We start from the raw sequence: 24,832 nt of genomic DNA, 5'->3' as shown, positions 1-24,832 counted from the left end.
ACCTATCGTACCACCGCCGGCAGCACTTCGAATTTCCAGAATTTTTCCGGGCTCAAATAGGCCGCGGCAAAGGCGCGGATATCACCGGCGGTGACCCTGCCGTAGCCGCTGAGACTATCGCGTATCCGGTCCAAACGACGCGAATCCGCCTGAGCGTGGTGCAGGGATGCGATCCAATATTCGTTGCTCTGCTGCTGATGCTTCAATGTCTCGATGATGGGTTCCCGGGCGCGCGCGAGCTCGTCTTCGGAAACGTCATGCGACCGCAGATCATTGGCGGTCTCGTCGACAAGTGCATAGAAGCGCGCAACCTTTGCCGGGTCGGTCTCAACGTAGAAATATGCGTAGCCGTAGCCGCGAACTTCCCTTGAAAGTTCAACATCGCCCTGCAGGGCATAACTTGCTCCTTCTGCAATGCGAAACTGGTCGATCAACCTGTTTTGGAAAATCTGGGTGGCAATATTGGCGGTGAAGGACCGCGGCAGATCGGAGAGCAAATCGCCGATGGAAGCTCCTACCGCGGCGGCGGCATTATCCGCCCTGCCGTTATGGGTCTGCAAAACGGGCTTCTCGGTCGTCGCCGGAAAATGCACGTCGTCCCGATCGTTGCTCGACGCCGTCTCCGGGCGCGGCGGCAAAGCGCCGAAGGTTTCAGCCGTCAGCCGGATTGCGTCGTCCACCGTTACGTCGCCGACGATGGTGATGTCGATCGGGCCATTGGAAACCATGGGCCGGAACAGAGCCTCGAAATCGTCTGGCTTGGTGGCGGACAACTGCGCGCGGTCGGGGAAGGTCCAGCGCGGGTCGCCGGAATGCACGAGACCTGCGAAATCGCGGCTGACAACGCCGCCGGGCGACGCGTCATACTGATCGAGGCCGCTCAAATAGGCCTGCTGCACACGCTTGAACGCCTCGGGGCGATAGGCGGGATCGGAGGTATATGCGCTCATCAGCTGCAGCTGCGTCGCAAGATCTTCAGTCCGTGTACGACCGTCGAACCTGAAGGAACTGTCGCCGACCGAGAAATCGACGCCGACAATGTTGGCCGTCAGCGCTTTCTGTATATCCTGGTAATCCAAGGCCTTTACGCCGGACAGCACGACGGCCGGAGATGCCCAGATCGCGGCGGAACGGTCGGGCGGCAGGTCCAACCGACCGCGGCCGATATCTTCGCGCACCAGCACTTCGTTGGCACGCAGCTTGGTTGGCTTGACGGTAAGCCGTACGCCGTTGGAAAAGCGCACCATGGTCAAGCCGAGATCTTCAACCGCACGGCGTTCGACCACAGCGCCCGGTTCGCCGAAATGCGTGTAGGGCCAGGCGACGTCAGTTGCACTGGATGGTGCCGAGACGGCAATGGCCTTTGACGCGTCATAGACTTGCCGAACCGTGTCGGCTCCGCCCTCAGGTGATTGGTCCGCCTGTAGCACGACCTGCGGACCGTTGCCGGAGAAAGCACGCTGCAGGGCCCGATTGACCTCGTCCGCCGTGACGCCGTTCGTCATCGTCTCGAACATCGAGAGGTCTTCGGCGGGCGAGGTAAAGACTTGATCGTCATCGACGCTCCTAGCCAGCATGGAAGCAATGTCGGTGGTCATCCGCGTCGCGGCTCCGGCCGCAGCAGCCTGCAGGGCCGAGCGATATTCGCGGATTTCGCGATCGATCTCCGCCTGCGCAACGCCGAACTCCTGGATCCGGCGCTGTTCCTGGTCAATGGCCGTGAGCGCCGCCTGCCATTTGTCCAGCTCCGAATTCGCCGCGATCAGGACGACATGGGCGGAATCGAGGAGATCCTGTGAGCCGACGTCCGCACTGATGAAAGGAGCATTCGCCTTGCTGGCGATGGCGCTCACCCGACGTTTGAGCACCAGGAAACCGAGATCCTCAATAAGCTCAGCGCGGCGCTTGGCGAAGGTGTCAGGCACGGCGTCAAAGGGACGGGTCCAGGCGATCTGTATGCTGGTCATGCCGCCGGGAACGACGATGACCTCGGCGCTTTCGCCCTTCGTCTCCAGCGCGCCAAGATCCACTTTTGTCGGCGCAGGACCCACCGCCTTCCAGTCGCCGAAGCGCTGCCGGATTTCGATTTCCATGGCGGCGGGGTCGATATCGCCCACCACTATCAGCGTTGCCCGATCAGGTCGGTAATTGGCGCGGTAATAATCACGGACGAGGTCCACGGGCGCATTGCTGATGATGTCAGCTTTACCGATCGGCGCGCGCATGGTCGCGCGCTGGCCGGCGAGCAGCGAATTCATGATTCCGAGTGACGCGCGATACTGCGGCGTATCGCGCAGCCGCTCTTCCGACAGGATGACGCCGCGTTCGCGATCGAAAGCGCGGGCATCGAGGCTAAGCTCGCTCGCCGTTTCTCGCATCAGCATCAGGCCCGTCGAAACCGTGTCTGCATCGACCTCGGGCAGATCGAGCGCATAGACGGTCTCGTCATAAGAGGTATGGGCGTTGGTGTCCGGTCCAAAGGCCAAGCCCTTGCGCTGCAAGATACGGATCATCTCCCCTTCGGCGACATGTGTCGAACCCTTGAAGGCCATGTGCTCGAGAACATGCGCCAGGCCCTGCTGGTCGTCGTTTTCGTCGAGCGAACCGGAGCCAATGCGAAAGCGGATAGCTGCCTGTCCGGGCGGCGTGACATTGCGCATGATCGCAAACCGCATACCGTTGGCGAGCGTGCCAAAATGCACATCGGGCTCGGCTTGCATGTCGCTTTGCGTTTGTGGCCAGGGCACGGACGGGGTGTCCGCATAGGCTGGCAACGCGAAGTTTGCGACAAGCGAGACCGTCGCACAAAACCACCACACCGTGGAGCATTCCATTTTTTTGTGAGACATTCTTGTCCAGGTGATGAGAATGAAGAGGGTAGATGGCGTCAATCTGACTATTCCACAGGTTGCATTCCCCAGCAACTTCCATGTGTGTGAATAAATAAGAAGTCGATAACTCTGCCTAGAACACGATGATTTTAGGCCCGGTCGGCCTAAAATCTGAATCCTGTTCTCAATTAAAGAGTTAGAGCATGATGTCGTCCGAAAACCGCTCACACTTGTCGGCATCATGCTCTAGGTGTCAGACCATTGTCATCGAACCCGCCTAAAGGATTGCGCCTCGATGCTGTTACCAGGAGGCGCTTTCGATGGCGACATTGGAGCAGGTCGCGTTCCGGGCAGGATGCTCGCTGGCGACCGCAAGCCGTGTTCTCAACCGCAACGGCCCCGCCAGCGACCTGATGGTGCGCAAGGTGCGCCGCGCGGCCGCTGAACTCGGCTATCACTCCGCCGGCCGGCTCGGGCGCAGGCCCGTGGTCGGCGTGCTGATCCCGAGCATCACCAATCCGGTCTTTGCCTCGTCGCTGTCGAGCATCCAGAACCGCATGCTGGTGGCCGGCCATGGCGTCTTGATCGCCCAGTCGAACTACGATCCGGCGCGCGAGGCCGATGCCGTCGCCGCACTTTTGAACGACCGGCCGACCGGGCTGATCCTCACCGTCTGTGACCCCTCGACCAGCAAGGCGCTGCTTGCGAAGCTCCCGCCGACCGTGCTGCTCAACAACCTGCCGACGGCGCAGTTTCCGGCGGCCGTCACCGCCGACAATCGCGGCGCGGGCCGCGAGATCGCAAGCTTCCTGATCGGCACGGGCCATCGCCGCATTCTGTTTCTCTCCGGCAATTTTGCCGCCTCCGACCGCGCCCATCTTCGCTACCGCGGCTATCTCGACGCCATGGCCGAGAACGGGCTGACACCCCTCGATGCCGTGCAGATCCCCTTTGTCAGCGGCTATGACCAGCTCGATCTTGGCGTCACGATGAGCTCGCTTGCACCGACGGCGATCATCGCCTCCAATGATCTGCTGGCGCTCGGCGTCATCGGCGCGCTGAAGCGCGAGGGGCTGTCGGTGCCTGAGGATGTTTCAGTCGCCGGTTTCGACGGCATCGCCATCGGCCGGCTGATCGATCCGCCGCTGACGACCATCGAAATGCCGGATGCCAGCATGGGCGCGACGGCCGCCTCGCTGCTGCTCGACATGGCGGAGAATGCCGCCCCTGCCCGCCATCTCGATGTCGCCTATACGCTGCGCCGCGGCGGCACGGTGCGCGCCATCTAACGCTTGCGAAACAGGAAGGCCGCCACACGCTCGGCGTGGCGGCCCTGCCCTATTCCCAGTAAGGAAGGCGATCAGCTGCGCGGCAGCATGTCCTCGACATCGGCGGCTGCGTCGTCGAGCGCTTCCTTCGGTTCGGCCGACTGGTCGACGATGCGCGAGAGGTTGTCGACGATCGTCTGCGTGACCTTGACGCCGTTCGAGCCGGGGAAGGCATACCACGGGATCATCACCGGCATCTGGCTGAGGCCTGCCTGGAACAGCGGGTTCTGCTTGTAGAAGTCGCCGAGATAATCGGCCGATTTCGCGGCGAGCTCGTTGTTCGGGACATAGCCGGTGCCGGGCACGACGACCGAGGCGCCGTAAGGGCCGGCGGCGAATTTGGCAAACTTCCAGGCAGCATCCTGCTTGGCGGCGTCATGCGTTAGGATGACGACGGCGTTGCCGCCGGTCGGCAGATGTCCGTTCACCGGATCGATCAGCGGGATCTTTGCCGTGCGCAGATCGAACTTGTTGCCGACATTCTTGATCGTGTTGCGCAGCGCGCCTGTCGTCTGGAACTCGAAACCGACCTTGCCGGCTGCGAAAGCCTGTTCGCCGGCGGCCTTGGTGAAAACAGGCATGCCGCCTTCAGTAACCAGGCGATGCAGTACCTCGACGGCCTTCTGGCCTTCCGGACCGTTGAAGGCGACCTTGCTTTCGTCATCGCTCAGCATCTTGCCGCCGGCGCCGAAGAGCAGTGCCGAAAACATCCAGTCGTCGCCCTGCCAGCGGAAATCGATGCCATCGACGCCATTGCCGAGCGCCTTGATCTTGCCGCCGAGCGCGATGACTTCATCCCAGGTCTTCGGCGGATTTTCAGGGTCGCCACCGGCCGCCTTCACGAGATCGGCGTTGTAATACATGATCGGGTTGGAGGTCGCGAAGGCGAGGCCCACCTGCTTGCCCTTGACCTGGGCGAGCTTGAGGATCGTGTCGGAGAAGCCTTGCTCGGCCATGTTGCCGTCCTTCTGGACGAGCGGACCGAGGTCGACGGCGACATCGCGTTCGTCGAGCATACGAAGGCGGTTGAGGCCGATGAAGGTGATATCGGGCATTTCGCTGGTGCCGACCTGGCGAAGGATCGTCTGGATGCCTTCTTCATAGGTGGCCGACGGGCTGGCGAACTGGATCTTGATAGCGGGATTTTCTTCCATGAACTTCTTCGAGATCGTGTCCATCACGTCCTTGAAGAAGCCCGGCATCGGGTAATGAACCGTCAACGTCGTCTCGGCGTGCGCGGGAAGCGCGATTGCCATCGAGACGGCCGCTGCGGCGAGAAGCTGGGTGATATGTTTCATCGCTCGTTCTCCTGGGTTGAAACCGGTCAGCCTTTGAGACCGGTCATGGTGATGCCCTCGACGAAGCGCTTCTGCGCGAGCAGGAAGGCGATGACGAGGGGAAGGGTGATGATGAGGGTCGCCGCCATCAGCGCGCCGTAGTCGTCGCCGGCCTCGGCGGCGCGGAAATACATCAGACCGAGCGGCGGCGTGGCGTAGTCCTGCTTGCTGATGACGATCAGCGGCCAGTAGAGATCATTCCAATGGGCAACGACCGAAAAGATGGCGAAGGCGGTGACCGCCGGCCAGGCATTCGGCACGATGACGCGGGCGACGATGCCGAGTTCCGACATGCCATCGAGACGCGCTGCATGGATCAGATCGTCAGGCATGGCGCGGAAGAACTGCAGGAACATGAAGATCGCGAAGACCGAAATGGTGAAGGGCGCGACAAGGGCGGCATAGCTGTTGAGCAGCGCGGCGCGATCGAAGGCGACATAGAGCGGCAGCGCGGTCGCATGGATCGGCACCAGCAGGCCGAGCATCACCAGCACCATCATGGCGCGGGCAGCGCCGAAGCGCAGCTTCGCCATGGCGTAGGCGCAAGGGATCGCCACCAGCACCTGGAAGAAGAAGATCAGCCCGCAGACGACGACACCGTTCCACAAGAGCTGCGCCATCGGCACCCGGCTCAAGGCCTTGGTGAAATTCTCGACATAGGTCAGGTGCGCCGGGATCAGCGACAGCGACGAGGTGAAGATGTCGCTTTGGGCCTTGCCTGCCGTCGAGATCATGAAGACGTAGGGCGACAGGAAGATGATCGCGCCGAGGGAAAGCAGGGTCAGGCGGATGATCCTGCCGAGGGAAAGAGCGCTGGTCATCATGTGTAATGCACCCGGCGATCGAGAACGCGGTACTGCAAGAACATCAGCACCACCAGGATCAGCAGAAAGACCACCGTCATCGCCGAGGCATAACCGACGCGCAGATAGACGAAGCCTTCCTGGTAGATCGTGAAGAGCAGCACTTCCGACGCCTTGTTCGGGCCGCCGTCGGTCAGCGTCTTCACCGTTTCGAAGACCTTGACTGAATTGGTGATGCTGATGGTGATGACGAAGAGCGTCGTCGGCCCAAGCATCGGCCAGGTCACCAGCAAGAAGCGGTCGAGGGAGGATCTGGCCCCATCCACTTCGGCGGCCGCGTAAAGCTCGCGCGGGATCGCCGTCAGTCCGGCGAGGAACAGCACCATGTTGAAACCGGCCGCTTGCCAGACACCGATGATCGAGAGGCTGTAAAGCACCGTGCCGGAACTGCCCAGCCAGTTCGGGCCGGGAAGCCCGACGAGGGCGAGCAATGCGTTGACCGGCCCGATTGTGGGGTGGAACATATATTGCCAGACGGTCGCCATGGCGACAATCAAGGAGGCGACCGGCAGGAAATAGGCGGTGCGGAAGAAGCTGCGCGCCTTGGTCTCGCTCTCGATCAGCATGGCGATGCCAAGGCCGAGAAGGATCGAGACAGGTGCGACGATCGCGGTATAGACCGTCGTATTCCAGAGCGACTTGCGAAACGTCCGGTCACTGATCAGGTGCGCGTAATTCTCGAAGCCGACGAAACGGAACTTGCCGTAGCCGAGTTCGAAATCGGTGAAGCCGAGCACGATGACGGCTGCGACCGGCAGAAGTACGAAGAGGAACAGCAGGGCCATCGCCGGCAGCACCAGCATCCAGGCGATGCGGGCCTCGCTGCGCCGATGCGCAACGGCGGCATCGTGTGGCACGGCCATGGAGACGATGCTAGCCATGCGCCCTCTCCCGCTGGGCATCGCTTGCAGCGAGCCCGGCATCGCTGTTGGAGAGCCCGGCATCGGCGGCGCCGAGCCCGGCATCACCAGCAGCAACGCCGCCGGGTAGCCGGCTGCCGTCCTCGGCAAAGATCAGGGTGCGGCCGGGTGAAAGCCGCAGTCCGACCGGATCGCCGGCAGCAAGGCCGGAGGCTTCCGACGGTTGAACCTTGGCAACGACAGTCTCTCCGATCGCTTCGAGCCGGCAATGGAGGATGACTTCGGAGCCCAGGAATTCGACGCGTTCGATCCGGGCGGCAAGGCCGTCATGCCGGTTCTTGGACAGGAAGACGAATTCGGGGCGAATGGCGATGGTGACCGGCATCTTTCTGTCCGGTGCATTTTCAAGCGCCAGGCGCAGGCCGCCGCAGAGAATGACGCCGCCTTCGGCAAAGGCCGGCAGCAGGTTGATGCGCGGCTGGCCGATGAAGCGGGCGACCTCGATATGGGCGGGATCGTCGTAGATGACCTCAGGGCTGGCGATCTGCAGCAGCTTTCCGCCCATCATCACGGCGACGCGATCGGCCATAGACAGCGCTTCAGCCTGGTCATGGGTGACATAGAGCGTCGGCACGCCGGCGCGGCGATGCAGGTCGACGATCTCGCCGCGGGCGTAGACGCGCAGATTGGCGTCGAGGTTGGAGAGCGGCTCGTCCATCAGGAAGATGCTCGGCTGGCGCACCATGGCGCGGGCGAGCGCCACGCGCTGGCGCTGGCCGCCCGACATCTGGCCGGGCTTGCGGTCGAGCAGGTGGTCGATCTTCAGCGATGTCGCCATATCCCTGACGTCGCGGGCAATCGCCGCGCGGGTGGCGCGCTGGCCCGGCGTCAACGACCCAATGAAGGGCAGCCGCTGCATTCTCGACAGCCGGCGCATCGCCAAGGGCACGGCGATATTCTCAGAGGCCGTCAGATGCGGATAGAGGGCGTAGGACTGAAAGACCATGGCGATGTTGCGGTCGGCGGCGGCAACGCCGGACATGTCCTGCCCGCCGATCAGGATCTCGCCGCGGTCGGCATAGTCGAGGCCGGCAAGGACGCGCAACAGCGTGCTCTTGCCGCAGCCGGAAGGGCCGACCAGCGCGATGAATTCGCCGTCGGCGACATCCAGGCTGACGCCATCGAGGATCTGGTTGCCGCCGAAAGCCTTGGTGATGCCGCGAAGCGAGAGCGCGCTCATTCGACAGGTTCCCGCTGCTTCACCGCCTGGGGATAGACCTCGTGCACGACATCGTCCAGCACATATGCGGTCATGCCGGGAACGGCAACGACCGTGCTTTCAACCGCCGTATCGAATTCGTGGACGACCGCACCGATCAGGCGTTCGCCCGGCATCTCGCGCTCCATCTTGTCGATGATGAAGGCGGCCGACGGACCCCATGTCAGCTGGGTATTGTCGAAGCGACCCTGCCAGGCCCAGTGGAGGTGGCCGCTCGCAAACAGCGCCACGTCATGGGCTGATATCAGATCATAGAGCCGCCGGCGCTGAGCCGGGCGAACGCTCCAATATCCGGTATCGCCTTCGTCGGGTGCATCGACGAAGAGCGGCTTGTGCGCGAAGAGTGCGACGCGCCGCCCTGCCCTGTCGGAGAGCGCCCGGTGGAGCCATTCGAACTGAGCCTCCTCCTCGTCATCCTCATGACCGAGAAGCAATGAGTTCAATCCGATGAAACGCCAGCCGGCCGCATCCTCCAGCCAGCGGTCGTCGCCGGCAAGGCTGCGCCAGCGGGACAGCCGCTCGGCATTGACGGGCTGGTCCGATCCCTTGAGGTGGCCGACATCGTGATTGCCGGGGACGATCAGCATCGGGATCGATACCTGGCGCATCAGATCCATCGAAAAGGTGATGTCTGCGTCTTTGTCGGCGCCGTCGATGGTGAGATCGCCGGTATGGACGATCAGGTCTGCGCCGGTCTCTTCGATCCAGGTCAGAAGCGGCGCCCAGTTGCCGTTGAAATGCGGCTTGTCTGGGCTGAAGTGGGTGTCGGTGATCTGAATGATTTTCATGGGCGCGTCTCCGAGACGTCGGCAGCGCGTCACCCGCGCCCCCTTCTCGTGCCCTCTCTAGAAGGCTCCCATGTCAATCACACAGCTGAAGTTTTCAGCTGTTTCTCAGTTTTGACATCAATCTGTCATGTAAGAAGAAGGCTGCCCGCCGGAGCCGGGGCAGCCTTCGCCTGCATTTGGAATTAGGATCGCGGTGAAATCAGTGCCGTGGCGCGTTGGCGGGAATGGACGACACCGTTGCCGAGACAGGGTCGCTTGCAGGAAAGCTGTCCTCGAGGCCCTCGTTGAGCTCCTCCTCCAGCGTTTGCCTGTCGCCGGTCGAACGCGCACTCGGCTGGCCGATCAAACCCTTGCTGCCTTCGTCGAAATTGCCGTTGCTCAATGCATCGTAACGGTTGATGCTGCCATCTGCTTCACGGTCGGCAAAAGAGGTCAGCTGAACCATCATGACCTTGGCGTGATCGACCGCCGTCGTATCGTCGAGCTCGCCGTGAGAATTATCAATTTTGACGGAAATCGATTCTCCTCCCTCGCCCAAAAATTCTACGGTGAAAATGTCGCCGGCCTGTGTCACTCGCGTATCGATCAACTGCATGGAAACCTCCTGTGTTCATGCATCTCAACGGCAAGCAAGCTCCGGAGTTCCATTTCAAAGCAAGCGATCGGCCCTCGGCACAATGGGTCGGCTCGGAACAAAAAGCGGCGATGCGAGTTCACACGCAGTTCAACAGGTCGCATCCATGCCGAAATTGCCGCTGTCGCCTTCCGAGAAACGCTCGTTCTCCAATATTCCCGCAGACGAGAAACTCGCTTTGATATCGAGCTATTCGGAGACGCTGCGTAAGCTCGCCAGATCGACCGAGGCGGTCGGACGCGCAGATATGCTGCCGAGGCTGATCCAGGTGGCGGACGGACTGGACAGTATGGCAACCGCGATTGCCGAGACAGAGGCCGGAGCCGAAGTGATGGCGCGCACAGCGCGGCTGATCCGGGCGACCGAGGGGATGCTGGCGTCGATGTCCTCGTCATCAGTCGTCCACTAATGTCACCCTTGCGAGAATGACGGGATCGATGCGGCGATACACTTGCCCTTAAGTTTTATGGTTAATTTATTAATAATTCGGAGTTTATAAACGGAACCAGACGGCCTTTTCGAGTGTTGATGGTGCGCCGTGGAGGAACCCTGATGATCCTGAAAATTCTTGCCCCCAAGATCGACGCCGATTGCCATGACACCGGCACCTGGCCCGATGGGATCTTCGCCGAAAACCGCATCGACCTTTCCGCTCGCAGCGACGGGCGCCGTCGCTCGCCGCATGAGCGCGACTACGGCAATGACAGGAAAGTCGAAAATCTGCCGCTCGGCTTCGTCTGACCGTTCCGGGCGTGGCGCGTCACAGCCTGCGAAAGACCAGAACGCCTGATGCCGGCAGCACGGCATCGAGCGCGCCCGCCGTGGCTCTAATTCTTCCGCCGCCGTTGCCGACGTTCCAGCCGCCATATTTGTGAGCATCGGTATTGAAGATCTCCTCCCAGAGATCATCCCCCAGGCGTTCGCTGTGCAGCCGGTAGCCGTGTTCGAAGGGAGTGTCGTTCAGCGACCCCACGACAAGAAAATCCTCGCCGTCATCCCATCGATGAAAGGCAATCACCCGATTTTCGTCGTGAACCAGCGGAATGGCGATATTGCGCGAGCGAATGGCATCCTGATGGATGCTGAGCGCGATCAGATCGCGATAACAGCTGACCATCCCTGCGCCGCTGCCTTCCGCTTCGCCGAGAATATTCTCCCGGTTTTCGAGGAAATCATTGTAGCGATAGGGCTTCTGGGCGCCGATCTCCTCGCCCATGAAAAACATCGGCGTCCCAGGTGACAGCAGCGTCATCGCCGCTGCGAACCTCGATCTCGCCTCCGCCCACGCCCGGGTCTCACCGACAACAGGTGCGAAATTGACCGCGATAACCGCGGTTCGTGCCGATCCTTCACGATTGCCGCAATCGTCATGCGATTGGTTGTAGACCACCTTGGATCGCGCGCTCGTCTGCAAAGCGCCGGCAAGAGACGACATGGTCAGCGCCCGCTTGTCCCCGAAACCGGCATTCTTCAACAGCTGCGCCTGCGCGCCGCCGTGGTATTCGACGAGGTTGTGATGAAAATCGCCGTACCAGGTGGCATCGAAGCCGAGCCCGTCGCCGGTCAGGCTCGGCTCCGTCATTGCCGACCAGTCCGAATAATCCTCGGCCGTCAGGAAAAGTTGCGGCTTGATCAGCCGCATCGTGCGGGTCCATTGCTTTAGAAACTTGGCCCCGAAGGCAGCGGCGCGATCGGCGCGCCGGCCATCGGCATGCAGAACCGGATATTGATGGATCGAACTTGTCTGATCGAGACGAAAACCATCGATATGGCAGACGGAGACGAGAAATGCAGCGCTCGAGATGAAAAGCTGGCGGACGGCTTCCTCATCGAAGCGAGGCGCCCATCCCGTCGAAATGTTGTCGATGTAGCCGCCCCTGGGATCGGCATAGTCCTCGGGACGTCCCTCGTACCAATAGTAGATATTGTGGGTGTGATCGTTGGAATCATAGGCCCATTGCGCCCGCTCGCCATCCGGATCGAAGTGGTTGTAACAGACATCGAGGATGACGGCGATGCCGCGCTGGTGGCAGACCTTGACGAACATCTTGAGCCGGTCGGTGCCGCCCGCCCCCTGGTCGGCGGCAAAGAAATGCGAGGTGCCGTAGCCCCAGTTGGCCCGCGTCTCGAATTCCGCAATCGGCAGCAATTCCACTGCGTTGACGCCGAGTGCCGAGAGATGCTCGACGAAGGCAATAGCATCATCGAGCGTACCGGGCGCAGGCTTGCCGAAACCGAGTGCGCCGACATGCAGTTCATAGATCACCAGATCCTCGAGCCGATCGGGAAGCTTTCGACCGCCGGCGAATTCATCAGCCCAGAAGGCATCGGCGTTAACCTCCTCTCCCGATGGCAGCACCACCCGCTTAGGATCGCAGACGACCGAACAGCTTTGCGGTCCGTCCAATGCCGCCGGCGATCCGTGATAGATCGCTCCATCGGGATCGAAGTCTCCCGCGCCGATCTGCATGAGGGACCAGATATCGGTGCGGTAGGCGAGCGATCCATCATCCCTGGTGACGCGGTACATGTAGGGCGTGCCGACCATGCTGTCGAAATCGGAAAGGCCGTGGTCCTCGCCGGTTTCAACGCTCCAGAATCCATCAACGGTCCTTCGCATCCTGATGGTTGCGACCGCTCCGGTGCCGTCATCGGCGATGTAGCCAATGGCGGGATCGGCGAGCACGAGCAAGACCTCCCGGGCATTCGGCGCCCAGACTGAAAAGCGAATGCCGTCTGCACTGTTGCGCCTTTCAACCCGGTTCGCCCCAGACGGCCGATCCATGTCAGATAATAGGTCTGCGCCGTCCCCTGCTGGAGATCGAAAGAGCGTTCGCGACGCGTCGAGGCTTCGTCATCCAATTCGGCGGCGATCGCCCACAGGCTTGAAGCGCCAAGTCGATCCAGTTCGACCCCCCAGCGAAAATGCGTGCCGATCTCATCATCGGGAAACGGAACCCTGACGACAAAGACATCATAGCCATCCTCGTCACGAGAACGCTGCATAGGAACAGACGTCCACTCGTTCGAGGGGCGGCCTTGCTCGTCCCAACTGCCGCGGAGACGGACATTGTCGAACGCCATCGAGGGCAAGCCGCTGCGAAACCGGAATTGAACATTGACGGTCATCGGATCCTCCAAATCCATGTCGGATTTCGCCAGACTCTGCCTATGGGCCGTCCCACTCGGGCATGATCAGCCGGCCGGACGAAAAAATGCAAGCGCAGATTTCATAATAAATACAATCCGAAACGGGCCACATTCGCAACAACATATCATGGTTAACGAGACCGCGCCGCACGACCCTCCTCGTGTATTAAATCGAATTGGCATCAACAAATAGGGATTCATTCCCATCGCCAATTCCCTCGTAAACTGGGAGAAGAACTTATGGCTCAAGCCGTTATAATAAACGATATTATTCGTTCCTTTGGAATTGACACGCATATCGACTACACCGACGGAAAATATTCCAGTGTCGGAGAAGTTGTTAAGGCTCTCGACTATCTTGGTTTTGATACAGTCCGCGATCACGCCCCCAACTCCGCTTCCGATCCCAACGGCCAAACGCATCTCGGCGATACGGCCGAGGCCGGCGTGCAATTCGTCTTCAGCGCCCAGCGGGAAGTTGACCCCGCCACCATCGCCCAGCGGCTACATGATTTCGTGCAGGCCCACCCCGGATCGGTGGTCGGAATCGAAGGTCCGAACGAGGTCAACAACTGGCCGGTCAGCTACCATGGCCTGAGCGGCCAGGCCGCAGCGGTCGCCTACCAGAAGGACCTGTCTGCCGCCGTCAACGCCGATCCCTTGTTGAAAAACATCCCCGTTCTCGGCTTTACCGGATATACGGTCGCTTCCGCCTCCGACTACACGACGATCCACACCTATGCCAAGGATGGCGACCAGCCATATTCATGGCTTTCCCGAGAATCCGGCGTTCAGCGCGCTGCCGATCCGGGCAAGCCGCTGGCGATCACCGAAACCGGTTACCACACCTCGCTGACCGCCGATACCAATGGCGGCTGGGAAGGCGTCAGCGAAGCGACGCAGGCAAAGCTCCTGCTCAATACGCTGATGGACGGCGCCGCACTCGGATCGAAACAGACGTTCATCTACGAGCTGCTGGACGCCTATTCCGATCCGCAGGGCACGAATCAGGAAAAGCATTTCGGCCTTTTTCATCTCGACTATTCCGCCAAGCCGGCTGCGACGGCGATCCACAATCTGACCGAAATCCTTGCGGACGACGGCGCTGCGAAGGCGAGCTTCAGCACGGGGACCCTCAATTATTCGATCGACGGCCTGCCGTCCTCGGCCCGTAGCCTGCTGACGGAAAAATCGGACGGAAGCTACCAGATCACCATCTGGAACGAGCCCGATATCTGGAACCAGTCCACCGATACCGCGATTCAGGCTGCAAAAACGGCCGTCAAAGTCAATCTCGGCGCCTCGTTCGGCTCCGTGAAGGTCTTCGACCCGCTGATCGGAACGACGGCGATCAAAAGCCTCAGTGATGTCTCGTCCCTGACGGTTGATGTCGTCGACCATCCCGTTATCATCGACATCGAAGGCGGCAGCGCCAGCACGCCGCCGCCGGCAACCAACCATATCTATGGCGGCACCGGCAATGACATATTCACCGTGAGCAACCCCGCTCAAATCGTTGACGAAAGCCGGGGTAGCGGAACCGATACCGTCATGTCGTCGATCAGCTTCAGCCTCAAGGATACGGCGCATACGATCGGAAACGTCGAGAATCTGACGCTGACCGGCACCGCCAATCTGAACGGCACCGGGAATGGCCTGGCGAATGTTCTCACCGGCAATTCCGGCAACAATATCCTCGATGGAAGCACGGGCGCCGACCACATGTCGGGGCGCGCCGGCAACGATACCTATGTGGTCGACAATGCCGGCGATTTTGCCGATGAAACAGGGGCATCCGGCAAGGACACCGTCAAGGCTTCGACTTCCTTCAGCCTGGCCGATCTGAAGCGCACGGCCGGAACGATCGAGAACATTGCCTTGACCGGAACGGCCAATCTCAGCGCGACGGGCAACAACACGTCCAACGTGCTGACCGGCAACGACGGCAGCAACAGTCTCAATGGCGGCAAGGGCGCCGACCAGATGAGCGGCGGGCTCGGCAACGACAAGCTGATCGGCAAAGCCGGCGCAGACATTCTGACCGGCGGCGGAGGGGCCGATTCCTTCGTTTTCGACGTTAAGCCCGACAATGTGAGCATCGACAAGATCCGGGATTTCTCCTCGGCGGCCGGCGACAAGCTGCTGCTCGACCATTCGATTTTCGCCGCACTCAGCCTATCCGGATTTTCGGATGAGAATTTCGTTGTCGGAACGAAAGCGCTCGAAGCTGACGATAGACTGATCTACGACCAGACTAGGGGCATTCTATCCTTTGATGCGGATGGAAGTGCCGCGGGTGCGGCAATCCATGTCGCCGATCTCGACAATTCTCCGGCGCTTCACTTCAAGGATTTCGTGCTGATCTGACCCGGCCAGACCCGTCGCTATTCGGCGGCGGGTTGCCGCACCACGTGCGTTTCTAAAGCGCGTGGCGATCTTTCAGATTCCCTCCTTGCGCTTTAACTCTTTGTTTTTACGCATGTCGTTGCCGCAAAACCGCTGCACACTTTTGCGCGACATGCTTTAGCCTCCTCTTGCCGGCATGAAATTCCCGGCCACATTCTCCGTTGACCCCACTCGTGCCGCAACGGAGAAGCCTTTGCCCTGGATCGCCTATATCGCCCACTTCATCGCCGCGGCCTTTCTGACCAACGGCGTCCCGCATTTCGTCAACGGCGTCAGTGGCAGGCCGTTTCGCATCCCATTCGCGCAAGGGGCAAAGCTTGGCTCGCCGACAGCCAATGTCGTCTGGGGCTGGGCGAATTTCCTCGTCGCCTTCCTGCTCTTTGCCAATGTCGGGCCGCTCTATATCGGCACGCCGGGCGATACGATCTTCGTGGCGGCCGGCATGCTCGTCACCGCCATTCTGCTCGCCCGCATTTTCGAGGGCGACGCCAGAAAGTAACTTGCATGATGATAGTCACTGCTATAGTGACAGCAGCCATGCAGCGAACAAGCTTCAGCGATGTCAAATGCCCGGCGGCGCGCGCGCTCGACAGCGTCGGCGACTGGTGGAGCATGTTGATCCTGCGCGACGCCTTCCAGGGGCTTTCGCGCTTCGACGAATTCCAGAAAAGCCTCGGCGTGGCGCCGAACATCCTGACGCGGCGGCTCAAACATCTGACGGAAAAGGGGCTGTTCGAACGGCGGCTCTACCATCAGCGCCCTGCCCGCTACGAATATCTGCTGACGGACAAGGGCCGTGATTTCTTTCCTGTTCTGATGACGCTGTTTTCCTGGGGAAGCCGGCACATCCCCCAGGAGGACCTCGCCTTTCTGTTGGGCGATGCGGCTTCCGGCACAGAGCGCGAGACGATGCTGGTCGATGCGCGCACCGGCGAACAAGTGACACCCGAAAACACCAGCCTGCTTGCAGGTCCCGCCGCCGATGATGAGGTGCACGAGCGCATCGCCCGCATGCGCGCCTGGTATCTCGGAATCGACGGATAGAAAGGAAAAGGAAATGGATCGCATCGTTGTCACCGGCATGGGACTTGTCTCGCCACTCGGCACCGGCGTCGAACCTGCCTGGAAGCGCCTTCTCGATGGCAGTTCGGGGCTGGGGGTGCTGGCGGAGGATATCGTCGGCGAACTCTCGGCCAAGGTCGGCGGCATCGTTCCCGGTATCGCGGAAGATGCTGAGGCCGGTTTCGATCCCGACCGTTACATCACGCCCAAGGACCAGAAGAAGATGGACCGCTTCATCCACTTCGCCATGGCGGCGACGGAAGAAGCAGTAATACAGGCCGGCTGGATGCCGACCGACGAAGGCGAGCGCCAGCGCACGGCAACGATCATCGCGTCGGGGGTCGGTGGCTTTCCGGCGATCGCCGAAGCGGTGCGGATCGGCGAAACGCGCGGCGTGCGGCGGCTGTCGCCCTTCACCGTGCCGTCCTTCCTCGTCAACCTTGCCGCCGGCCAGGTCAGCATCCGCTACGGCTTCAAGGGGCCGCTGGGTGCTCCGGTGACGGCCTGCGCGGCCAGCGTCCAAGCGATCGGCGATGCGGCGCGGCTGATCCGCTCCGGTGAAGCGGATGTGGCGATCTGCGGCGGTGCCGAGGCTTGCATCGACAAGGTGAGCCTCGGCGGCTTTGCAGCTGCGCGTGCCCTTTCCACCGGCTTCAACGAGACGCCGGAACTGGCATCTCGGCCCTTCGACACGGCCCGCGACGGTTTCGTCATGGGCGAAGGCGCCGGCATCCTGGTCATCGAAACACTGGAGCATGCGCTTGCCCGTGGCGCCACACCGCTCGCCGAACTCGTCGGCTACGGCACGGCGGCGGACGCCTACCACATGACCTCAGGGCCCGAAGACGGCGACGGCGCCCGCCGGGCGATGGAGGCGGCACTCAAGCAGGCGAAGATCCCGGCTTCGGAGGTCCGGCATCTGAACGCACATGCGACCTCGACACCGGTCGGCGACAGGGGTGAGATCGCGGCGATCGGCACGGTTTTCGGCCGCAATGGCGGCATTGCCGTCAGCGCGACGAAATCGGCGACGGGGCATCTGCTCGGAGCCGCCGGCGGGCTGGAGGCGATTTTCACCATCCTTGCGCTGCGCGACCAGATCGCGCCGCCGACCCGCAACCTGGAGCATGCGGATCCCGCCGCCGACGGCATCGATATCGTCGGCAAGACAGCGCGGCCGTTGGTAATGGACTATGCGATCACCAACGGTTTCGGCTTCGGTGGGGTGAATGCCAGCGCCCTCTTTCGGCGCTGGTCGTAAAGTCCGCTTTTCTTGCGCCAGAATTCGCCTACACTTCCGCCTGTCGGGGGATCGTTTCCCTGACAGAGCCGGAGATCAATCCATGCGCGCCTTCTTCGCAGTTCTCATCCTGTGTGCCGCATCCGCCCTCTCCTCCGTGTCGGCCCGCGCCGAAGATCCGATCGACACGACGCGGACTATGATCGAGGAACAGATCAAGGCCTTCCTCAAGGACGATGCCGAGACCGCCTATTCCTTCGCCGCCCCCGGCATCAAGGCGATGTATCCCGACAAGAACCTGTTCTTCGCCATGGTGAAGAAGAGCTACGAGCCGGTCTATCATCCCGGCAATTACGCCTTCGGGCGCAGCCGCTCGATCGACGACGGCGCGCTGATCTATCACGAGGTGCTGATCTCAGGCCGCGACGGCAAGGACTGGACAGCGATCTACCAGATCATGCGCCAGCCGGACGGCAGCTACAGGATCAACGGCGTGCAGATCGTGCCGAATACCGACAGCAAGGGTATCTAGGATCAGGTCTTGTTAGTCACAGCCAGAAGATGACAGAAGCTGCTATGCAGATTGCAGAAAAGAAGGCGTGGGCGCATCGGTCATAGCGTGTTGCGATGCGCCTCCAATCCTTGAGTTTGACGAATAAATTCTCGACCTTGTGTCCGTGATGACAGAGGACTTTGTCGTAGGTACCCTTTGTTCCGGCTTTTGAGAGCGGGAGCAGGGCTCGATGCCCTGTCGAGGAGCTCTTGGCGGAGCCAGGTGCAGACGTAGGCCCTTATCGGCGATGAGGCAATCGCTTGGCAACGCGTTGAGCACGACCAGGCGCCCTTGTGGTCGCTCAGCTGGCCTTCAAAGCAGCATGATGATCGGCCGGCCGTCATCATCCCAGACGGCATGGAGCTTCGAGTTCAGTCCGCCCTTGGTTCGCCCGTATAACACTTGCATTTACGTCACCTTAAGCTGAGCCGAAATCAGTTTCTGCCGTGCAGGTCTATTGAGCTTGAGAGTTTTGGCCATAACCAGGAAATTCACTGGCCGGCAAAGGCTGATGCGCGTGCGAGACGCAAGCTCCCGTTCCGTTCGATGTTGGCGCAGGCGCCGGTTTTGCTCCGGATACTGCCCGGTCCTCACCTGCCGCGATCATCCTAGCCGCCAGCGAATAGCGCTTCCTGAGGGACAGGATTGGCTTTTCAATCAAGTGCCAGGAGACTGCGGCGACGCAGAGGACGATAGTGCCTGCCATCAAAATCAGCATGACAATGCCGACTACCGTGCCGACGAGGATCGGCGGCCCGAGCATGATAGCGAGTTGAATGAAGGGCACGTGGTAGAGATAGACGCCATACGAATAATCGCCGCCCTCCAGAATCTTCGGCAGTGTCAGGTGCGACAGGCCGGCATAGATGGTGATGTAGGTAAGGACAGGCATCAGCACTAGGCGATTTGCGACACTTTCGGTTGCACTCATTTCGAGCAGGAGCATGGCGGTGAGCGCAACGGCAATGCAGGCAGCAAACAGCATCCTGCTCATCGGGATCCTGTGGCGCAACTGATAGGCAAGGATTCCGCACAGGAAGGCCGTGATGAGTTGGGCGCCTCGGCCGACGAAGAGCGTATGTAGGCCAGAGACGTCCCCTGCCTCCGCAAACGTTAAATACTCGACTGCAAGGCCCGCGACGACAAAGACCGCTAGCAGCAGGACGGTTGCCACTGCCCGTCGCACCACACCTGTGACCATCATGACCGACATGATGATGTAGCAGTTGATCTCCCAGGGAATGGTCCACAGTGCGCCGTTGACCTGCGGCACGGGGTGGCCTGAGAAGACACCTGGCAGTTCAAAATGCGCCCAGCCGATAATGTTCAGCATATAGGCGAAGAAGCCCGCATCGGTGAAATATTCGCCGAGCGGCAGCGTGGTAACGGCCGGACCAATGATGAAGGCGCACACCAGAATATCGACCGCGAGCGCCGGAACGATGCGCAAGGCGCGATTGAGCAGGAAATTTTCTAGGCTGAGACGCTGGGCGCTGCCGGTGATCAGAAAGCCGCTCAGGGCGAAAAACATCGGCACCAGGCTGTATTCAAGGAACCACAGCACTGGGCCGTGCGCCAGCGCCCAGTGGCCGGAATTGGTGAGAACGTGATAGAAAACAATGGAGAATGCTAGCGCAATGCGCAGAAAATTGAAGCCCGGACCAAAGCCCCCATAGCCCGCCAGCATCGCTCCAAAGCTCTTCATCACATTCTCCGCAAACGCGACACCTAGCTGGCAACCCCATCATCCTGGCGGCGTCGAGGACGCCGCCAGGATGATGGGGCGCATCTTTTGGATGCACCTTACGATGTGTTTTTCAACGAAAGGTAAGGGGGAGATTTGGGCGTGCATTGAGAGAGCATTGTTTTCGTACGCGGCGAGGCCCAGGACTCGTTAATCAGAGCCAGAAGATGACTGTTGCTGCGATGTAGATAGCTGAGAAGAAGGTGTGAGCGCATAGGTCCTATCGGGCCTGCGCCGCCAGTCTTTGAGCTTGGCGAAGAGGTTTTCCACCTTGTGACGTTCGGTCGCCGCCGTGGTGATCGGCTTTGCCGTCATGCCGGGCATTGCGCAGGCGGAATCCTTTTCCAAGCTTGCAGGGCAGAATTATGCCATCGGCAAATTCAGCGAGGGGAAGGCCGGCGACTACGGCTGGGTCGTTTCGAACGGTAGCAAGCGGTTCTTCTGCCGGCTGGATGCCAGCCTGGCCTATGTCAACAAGAATAAGATGGTGAGCATCCTTTCAAGCGGACGGCTCATCAAAGTGGACCATGCTACGTTTTAGGCATCGATCGGAGGTCCTGACCTGTCAATACCGCACTGGAGCGATCTTCAGGCCGGCCGCGTCAAGCCGGCTGATGTCGGGAGCTGCACGGCTGCTCGCTGATTAACCGAGGGGCACTAAAGCGCGTCGCGATCTTTCAGATTCGCTCCTCGCGCTTTAGGTCTTTGTTTTTACGCATGTCGTTATCGCAAAACCGCTGCACGGTTTTGCACGACATGCTCTACACGGGTTGGAGATCACCCCTCGCCCATTCCTCCTGCGTTTCCGCCATGAAATCGGCGAAGCGGCCTTCGGCGATCGCCTTGCGGATGCCCTGCATCAGTTCCTGGTAATAAGCGAGATTGTGCCAGGAGAGCAGCATGCCGCCGAGCGCTTCGTTGGAGCGGACGAGATGGTGCAGATAGGCGCGGGAATAGTCCCGCGATGCCGGGCAGTTCGACTGTTCGTCGAGCGGGCGCATATCCTCGGCATGGCGGGCATTGCGGATATTGACCTTGCCGCGGCGGGTAAAAGCCAGGCCATGGCGGCCGGAGCGGGTCGGCATGACGCAGTCGAACATGTCGATGCCGCGGGCGACCGATTTCAGGATATCGTCAGGCGTGCCGACGCCCATGAGGTAACGCGGCTTTTCCAGAGGAAGTACCGGCAGCGTCGTTTCCAGCATCTGCAGCATAACGTCCTGCGGCTCGCCGACGGCAAGGCCGCCGATCGCATACCCCTTGAGGTCGAGCTGGCTCAGCGCCTCGGCCGAACGGATGCGCAGCGCCGGAATATCGCCGCCCTGGACGATGCCGAACATCGCCTTGCCGGGCTGCTCGCCGAAGGCGACCCTGCAGCGCTCGGCCCAGCGCAGCGACATTTCCATGGCGCGCTCGATCTCCTTCGGCTCGGCCGGCAATGCCACGCATTCGTCGAGCTGCATCTGGATATCGGAGCCGAGCAACCCCTGAATTTCTATTGAGCGCTCCGGCGACATGTGGTGCAGGCTGCCGTCGACATGCGACTTGAAGGTAACGCCCCTTTCGTCGAGCTTGCGCAGGCCGGACAGCGACATGACCTGGAAGCCGCCCGAGTCCGTCAGGATCGGATGTTCCCAGCGGATCAGCTTATGCAGGCCACCGAGCCGGGCGACGCGCTCGGCCGTCGGGCGCAGCATCAGGTGATAGGTATTGCCGAGGATGATGTCGGCGCCGGTCTCGCGCACCTGGTCGAGATACATGGCCTTCACAGTGCCGACGGTGCCGACCGGCATGAAGGCCGGCGTGCGGATCTCGCCGCGCGGCATGGAAACCTGGCCGAGGCGGGCGCCGGCATCGGTCTTGTCAAGCGTGAATTGGAAGGTGTCGGTCATCTAGTCTTTCCGGAAGAGAAGGCTGGCATCGCCATAGGAATAGAAGCGGTAGCCCGTCTGAATGGCGTGGTCATAGGCGGCGCGCATGGTATCGAGGCCTGAAAAGGCAGAGACCAGCATGAAGAGCGTCGAGCGCGGCAGGTGGAAATTGGTCATCAGCATGTCGACGGCCTTGAAGCGGTAACCCGGCGTGATGAAGATGCCAGTGGCGCCACTCCAGGCGCGGATTTCGCCACTCTCTTCCGCCGCACTTTCAATGAGACGCAGCGAGGTCGTGCCGACGCAGACGATGCGCCCGCCATTTGCCTTGACGGCGTTCAGCCGCGCGGCCGTCGCAGCGCTGACGGTGCCGCTTTCCAGATGCATCCGGTGATCGGCGGTATCGTCGGCCTTGACGGGCAGGAAGGTGCCGGCGCCGACATGCAGCGTGACGAAATGGCGTTCGATTCCGGCCCTATCAAGCGCCTCGAATAGACCAGGCGTGAAATGCAGGCCGGCGGTGGGGGCGGCGACGGCACCCTCCTCGCGGGCATAGATCGTCTGGTAATCGGCGCGATCGCGCTCGTCCTCGGGGCGCTTGGCAGCGATATAGGGCGGCAGCGGAATATGGCCGACGGCGGCGATCGCCTCGTCGAGCGCCGGGCCTGAGAGATCAAACAGCAGCGTCACCTCGCCGGCCTCGCCCTTCTCCTCGACGGTGGCATCGAGCGAACCGAGGAAACAGCTTTCGCCGGAATGGCCGAAGGCGATGCGGTCGCCCTCCTTGATACGCTTGCCGGGTTTGGCGAAGGCCTTCCAGCGGCTGGGGCCAGTGCGCATGTGCAGCGTTGCCGACACCTGCTGGCCGCCGGCGCCGTCGCGATAGCGGATGCCCTCGAGCTGGGCGGGAATGACCTTGGTATCATTGAAGACCAGCGCGTCGCCAGCCCGCAGGAAGGACGTGAGGTCGCCGACGCGATGATCTGACAGGTGGCTTTCCGCATTCGGATCGACGACGAGCAGGCGCGCGCTGTCGCGTGGCTCGGCGGGCCTCAACGCAATGCGTTCATCCGGCAGCTCGAAATCGAAAAGGTCTACGCGCATCAGGGCACTTTCAGGCAAAGCGAAACCCGCCCCCGCGCGGTTGACACGCAAGGGCGGGTTTCAGCAGAAATCACAATCAGACGTCGGCGGCAACCCGCATGGAGACGATCGAATCCGGATCGGAAACCGGCTCGCCGCGCTTGATCTTGTCGACGTTGTCCATACCTTCGATGACCTGGCCCCACACGGAATACTGCTTGTTCAGCCAGGGCGCGTCGGTGAAGCAGATGAAGAACTGCGAATTGGCCGAGTTCGGATTCTGCGAACGGGCCATCGAGCAAGTGCCGCGCGTATGCGTGGTCGCGGAGAATTCGGCCTTCAGATCCGGCTTCGAAGAGCCGCCCATGCCGGCGCGGCCGGGATTGAAGGTTTCCGAGCCCTTCTTGCCGAATTCGACGTCGCCCGTCTGGGCCATGAAATCCTGGATGACGCGGTGGAAGACGACGCCGTCATAGGCCTTCTCGCGGGCGAGTTCCTTGATGCGGGCGACATGCTCCGGGGCGACCTGCGGCAAAAGCTGAATGACAACCTTGCCCTTGGTGGTTTCCAGAATGACGGTGTTTTCGGGATCCTTGATCTCGGCCATTATCTTCTCCTCTAGTTTTCTCTCTTAACTTACTTCTTGCCCAGGGTGACCTTGATCATCCGGTCCGGGCTTTTAACTTCGCCGTTCTGGCCTTCGCCGCGCTTGATCTTGTCGACGTTCTCCATGCCGGAGACGACCTTGCCGACGACGGTGTACTGGCCGTTCAGGAAGGAGCCGTCGGCGAACATGATGAAGAACTGCGAATTGGCGGAATTCGGATCCTGCGATCGGGCCATGCCGACCGTGCCGCGCACGAACGGGGTCTTGGAGAATTCGGCCGGAATATCCGGCAAGTCGGAAGAGCCGGTGCCGGCGAGGCTCGCATCGAAGCCCTTTTCCATGTTGCCGTATTTGACGTCGCCGGTCTGCGCCATGAAGCCGTCAATGACGCGGTGGAAGGCGACGTTGTCATATTCGCCCTTCTTAGCCAGCGCCTCGATCTGGGCGACATGCTTCGGCGCCACGTCAGGCATGAGCTGGATGACGACGGGGCCATCCTTCAACTGGACGGTGAGATAATGATCGGCCGACTGGGCGAAGGCATCCCCCGCGAAGGAGGCGAGGTACAACACGCCGGCAAATGCGAGATAAAAGAGTTTCATATGAGCTCCATTGCGGCGGGTTCCGCCTGGTCTTTGCGCTTGCTAGTTTGGGCGCTTGGATGTGAGGGCTTGCAAGACGGCGGCCGGCACGAAAGCGCTGACATCGCCGCCCATGGCGGCGATCTGGCGGACCAATGTGGCGGTAATGGGCCGCGAGGCCGTACCCGCCGGCAAAAAGATCGTCTGGAGATCGGGCGCCATCGTCCTGTTCATGCCGGCCATCTGCATTTCGTAATCGAGATCGGTGCCGTCGCGAAGACCGCGGATCAACAGCGTGGCGCCATGGGCGCGGGCGGCATCGACGACCAGATTATCGAAGGCGACGACGGTGATGTCGCCGGTCTTGCCGGGCAGCGCTTCAGCCAGAGAACGGCGGATCAGCTCGGCTCTCTCTTCGAAGGAGAAGAGCGGCGCCTTGCCGGGATGGATGCCGATCGCGACGATCACCTTTTCGGCGACGTTGAGCGCCTGGACCAGAACATCCACATGCCCATTGGTGATCGGGTCAAAGGACCCCGGATAGAAAGCTGTCGTCATGTGGCCCGACCGTTGGTTTGACGCCTTTTGTCACGGATGACGCCTTGCCGCAAGTGA

At 61.1% G+C, this 24,832-nt stretch carries 22 protein-coding genes and 1 pseudogene; 9 read left to right on the top strand and 14 right to left on the bottom strand.

The annotated features are described in order from the left end of the window. Nucleotides 1-2: 2 nt before the first annotated feature. Nucleotides 3-2,849 (bottom strand): M16 family metallopeptidase, encoded by a 2,847-nt coding sequence (locus tag CUJ84_RS09660; protein ID WP_199788819.1) that lies wholly within the window; start codon nt 2,847-2,849, stop codon nt 3-5. 302 nt (nt 2,850-3,151) lie between these two features. Between CUJ84_RS09660 and CUJ84_RS09655 the strand changes: the two genes are divergently transcribed. Beyond that, nucleotides 3,152-4,120 (top strand): substrate-binding domain-containing protein, encoded by a 969-nt coding sequence (locus tag CUJ84_RS09655; RefSeq protein WP_105006013.1) that lies wholly within the window; start codon nt 3,152-3,154, stop codon nt 4,118-4,120. A gap of 71 nt (nt 4,121-4,191) precedes the next feature. On the opposite strand, the gene CUJ84_RS09650 is transcribed toward CUJ84_RS09655, so the two are convergent. From CUJ84_RS09650 to CUJ84_RS09625, 6 genes are all read right to left on the bottom strand, one after another. Further along, nucleotides 4,192-5,457, bottom strand: a complete 1,266-nt coding sequence (locus CUJ84_RS09650) for an ABC transporter substrate-binding protein (RefSeq protein ID WP_105006012.1) — start codon at nt 5,455-5,457, stop codon at nt 4,192-4,194. A gap of 26 nt (nt 5,458-5,483) precedes the next feature. Beyond that, complete coding sequence (locus CUJ84_RS09645; protein ID WP_105006011.1) at nt 5,484-6,320, bottom strand: carbohydrate ABC transporter permease; 837 nt, start codon at nt 6,318-6,320, stop codon at nt 5,484-5,486. After that, complete coding sequence (locus tag CUJ84_RS09640; RefSeq protein WP_105006010.1) at nt 6,317-7,240, bottom strand: carbohydrate ABC transporter permease; 924 nt, start codon at nt 7,238-7,240, stop codon at nt 6,317-6,319. Before CUJ84_RS09640 ends, CUJ84_RS09645 begins: the two co-directional genes overlap by 4 nt. After that, nucleotides 7,233-8,459 carry an ABC transporter ATP-binding protein gene (locus tag CUJ84_RS09635; protein ID WP_105006009.1) on the bottom strand — a complete coding sequence of 409 codons (1,227 nt, stop codon included), beginning with the start codon at nt 8,457-8,459 and terminating at the stop codon, nt 7,233-7,235. Before CUJ84_RS09635 ends, CUJ84_RS09640 begins: the two co-directional genes overlap by 8 nt. Beyond that, complete coding sequence (locus tag CUJ84_RS09630; protein ID WP_105006008.1) at nt 8,456-9,286, bottom strand: metallophosphoesterase family protein; 831 nt, start codon at nt 9,284-9,286, stop codon at nt 8,456-8,458. Before CUJ84_RS09630 ends, CUJ84_RS09635 begins: the two co-directional genes overlap by 4 nt. A gap of 199 nt (nt 9,287-9,485) precedes the next feature. Beyond that, entirely contained in the window at nt 9,486-9,881 is a 396-nt protein-coding gene (locus CUJ84_RS09625) for a hypothetical protein (RefSeq protein ID WP_105006007.1), read from the bottom strand. Between the two features lie 145 nt (nt 9,882-10,026). Here CUJ84_RS09625 and CUJ84_RS09620 point away from each other — a divergent pair, with 145 nt between their 5' ends. Both CUJ84_RS09620 and CUJ84_RS09615 read left to right on the top strand, forming a co-directional pair. Beyond that, nucleotides 10,027-10,329, top strand: a complete 303-nt coding sequence (locus CUJ84_RS09620) for a hypothetical protein (RefSeq protein WP_199788798.1) — start codon at nt 10,027-10,029, stop codon at nt 10,327-10,329. A 143-nt stretch (nt 10,330-10,472) separates the two neighbouring features. Beyond that, nucleotides 10,473-10,661: a hypothetical protein gene (locus tag CUJ84_RS09615; RefSeq protein WP_027684703.1), complete on the top strand. Its 189-nt coding sequence runs from the start codon at nt 10,473-10,475 to the stop codon at nt 10,659-10,661. Between the two features lie 19 nt (nt 10,662-10,680). On the opposite strand, the pseudogene CUJ84_RS09610 reads toward CUJ84_RS09615, so the two are convergent. Continuing rightward, a pseudogene (locus CUJ84_RS09610) lies at nt 10,681-13,049 on the bottom strand (alpha-amylase family glycosyl hydrolase). 261 nt (nt 13,050-13,310) lie between these two features. On the opposite strand from CUJ84_RS09610, the gene CUJ84_RS09605 reads away from it, so the two are divergent. The 5 genes from CUJ84_RS09605 (at nt 13,311) to CUJ84_RS09585 (ending at nt 18,310) form a co-directional block, all read left to right on the top strand. After that, a complete protein-coding gene (locus CUJ84_RS09605; protein WP_105006005.1) occupies nt 13,311-15,437 on the top strand; it encodes a calcium-binding protein in 2,127 nt (708 codons plus the stop codon). 232 nt (nt 15,438-15,669) lie between these two features. Continuing rightward, on the top strand, nt 15,670-15,975 hold the full coding sequence (locus CUJ84_RS09600) for a hypothetical protein (RefSeq protein WP_105006004.1): 306 nt from the start codon (nt 15,670-15,672) through the stop codon (nt 15,973-15,975). Between the two features lie 38 nt (nt 15,976-16,013). Beyond that, entirely contained in the window at nt 16,014-16,520 is a 507-nt protein-coding gene (locus CUJ84_RS09595) for a winged helix-turn-helix transcriptional regulator (RefSeq protein ID WP_105006003.1), read from the top strand. Nucleotides 16,521-16,533: 13 nt separating this feature from the next. After that, complete coding sequence (fabF, locus tag CUJ84_RS09590) at nt 16,534-17,799, top strand: beta-ketoacyl-ACP synthase II (protein WP_105006002.1); 1,266 nt, start codon at nt 16,534-16,536, stop codon at nt 17,797-17,799. A gap of 82 nt (nt 17,800-17,881) precedes the next feature. Beyond that, on the top strand, nt 17,882-18,310 hold the full coding sequence (locus CUJ84_RS09585; RefSeq protein WP_105006001.1) for a DUF4864 domain-containing protein: 429 nt from the start codon (nt 17,882-17,884) through the stop codon (nt 18,308-18,310). 475 nt (nt 18,311-18,785) lie between these two features. On the opposite strand, the gene CUJ84_RS09575 is transcribed toward CUJ84_RS09585, so the two are convergent. Beyond that, on the bottom strand, nt 18,786-20,036 hold the full coding sequence (locus CUJ84_RS09575; protein WP_105006000.1) for an acyltransferase family protein: 1,251 nt from the start codon (nt 20,034-20,036) through the stop codon (nt 18,786-18,788). Nucleotides 20,037-20,367: 331 nt separating this feature from the next. Between CUJ84_RS09575 and CUJ84_RS09570 the strand changes: the two genes are divergently transcribed. Then, nucleotides 20,368-20,616 carry a hypothetical protein gene (locus CUJ84_RS09570; RefSeq protein ID WP_245457568.1) on the top strand — a complete coding sequence of 83 codons (249 nt, stop codon included), beginning with the start codon at nt 20,368-20,370 and terminating at the stop codon, nt 20,614-20,616. Nucleotides 20,617-20,836: 220 nt separating this feature from the next. On the opposite strand, the gene tgt is transcribed toward CUJ84_RS09570, so the two are convergent. From tgt to coaD, 5 genes are all read right to left on the bottom strand, one after another. After that, nucleotides 20,837-21,967, bottom strand: a complete 1,131-nt coding sequence (gene tgt / locus CUJ84_RS09565; RefSeq protein ID WP_105005999.1) for a tRNA guanosine(34) transglycosylase Tgt — start codon at nt 21,965-21,967, stop codon at nt 20,837-20,839. Continuing rightward, entirely contained in the window at nt 21,968-23,050 is a 1,083-nt protein-coding gene (queA, locus tag CUJ84_RS09560; RefSeq protein WP_105005998.1) for a tRNA preQ1(34) S-adenosylmethionine ribosyltransferase-isomerase QueA, read from the bottom strand. Between the two features lie 76 nt (nt 23,051-23,126). Further along, nucleotides 23,127-23,636 carry a peptidylprolyl isomerase gene (locus CUJ84_RS09555; protein WP_003559389.1) on the bottom strand — a complete coding sequence of 170 codons (510 nt, stop codon included), beginning with the start codon at nt 23,634-23,636 and terminating at the stop codon, nt 23,127-23,129. A gap of 29 nt (nt 23,637-23,665) precedes the next feature. Beyond that, entirely contained in the window at nt 23,666-24,238 is a 573-nt protein-coding gene (locus CUJ84_RS09550; protein WP_105005997.1) for a peptidylprolyl isomerase, read from the bottom strand. Nucleotides 24,239-24,280: 42 nt separating this feature from the next. Then, nucleotides 24,281-24,775 (bottom strand): pantetheine-phosphate adenylyltransferase, encoded by a 495-nt coding sequence (coaD, locus tag CUJ84_RS09545; RefSeq protein ID WP_105005996.1) that lies wholly within the window; start codon nt 24,773-24,775, stop codon nt 24,281-24,283. Nucleotides 24,776-24,832: the final 57 nt, after the last annotated feature.

Source organism: Rhizobium leguminosarum, assembly GCF_002953715.1.
Taxonomy (GTDB): Bacteria; Pseudomonadota; Alphaproteobacteria; order Rhizobiales; family Rhizobiaceae; genus Rhizobium; species Rhizobium leguminosarum_V.
This window is presented reverse-complemented; position numbering and strand designations above follow the sequence as displayed.